Below are 1054 nucleotides of genomic sequence, written 5' to 3' on the forward strand. Positions count from 1 at the left end.
TGATACTACTTTTAATATAGAGAATTAATATGTTTGGTTCATTCAACACATTCGGTCATATGGCGACAAGTCATTCTTTTGGTCATTCGCACAATTCAAGACCTACTCATGGAAATGCATGTGGCTTTAATGATTTTATGTCTCACATGAATGCACAGGGTTTTGACTATGCAGTTGCAGGAGGGATAACCGGAGCAGCACTGGGAGCTGTAACTGGTCCGGGTGCACTTATGGGTGGCCTTACTGGTGTCACGACTGGTTTCTTCGGAGGTTTTGGTTTAGGGTTCGTACAGAAAGTTCATGAGTGTTGGTTCTAATTTTTAGAGAGCAACTATAAAGATATCTCTGAAGTTAATAATTTGTAATTTTTTTCGAAAAATATCTAAATTATATTATCTACAATTATTATTGAGACGGACTTCAGAGATATTTATAATTTGTAATTATATTATAATTTGGATTGCGTGATGACAGATCTTATCTCTAAAATTATTGAAACGCTTATAGCAACATTTTTTTTGGTTTAATATATCTTTTTTATTATAATTTTATTTCTTATAGTTGGAAAGATTCTCTAAAAAAATCATTATTAATAAGCTCAATATTCTTTCTTGTTAGTATTTTATTTAACTATATTGGTTTATATCAACTTATAAGAAATATTTTATAATAGACATTTTTAAAATGTCTTTATGCGTTTATAAAAAGCTCTATACCGCAATAGGTTTTGCTATATTTGAGTATCCTAAAAACATAGAATACCTTCTTTAATATCATCACATCAGATTTAAAAATTGACTATTCTAATCTTTGTCATTTAGTCTAACCTCACAATGAAAAGCTTTTGGGAAAACTCTGCCACAAATATAACCATACAAAAATACAGAGGCAGATTTTCAAAACAATAAAAAGAGGGAAACATGACTGAAAAAATCTATCCAGTATCAGAAGAGATCAAAAAAAATACTTTACTCGATGAGGAAACTTATCAACAATGGTATCGAGAAAGCATCGATGATCCAGAAAGCTTCTGGGCCAAACATGGTCAACGCAT

The 1054-nt window shown here is 30.9% G+C and carries 1 protein-coding gene; it reads left to right on the forward strand.

What is annotated here, in order from left to right:
- Nucleotides 1-59: 59 nt before the first annotated feature.
- A complete protein-coding gene (locus ACFIKE_RS11230) occupies nt 60-317 on the forward strand; it encodes a hypothetical protein (protein WP_375650017.1) in 258 nt (85 codons plus the stop codon).
- Nucleotides 318-1054: the final 737 nt, after the last annotated feature.

This window comes from Bartonella sp. MU70NMGDW (assembly GCF_042194085.1).
GTDB classification, from domain to species: domain Bacteria; phylum Pseudomonadota; class Alphaproteobacteria; order Rhizobiales; family Rhizobiaceae; genus Bartonella; species Bartonella grahamii.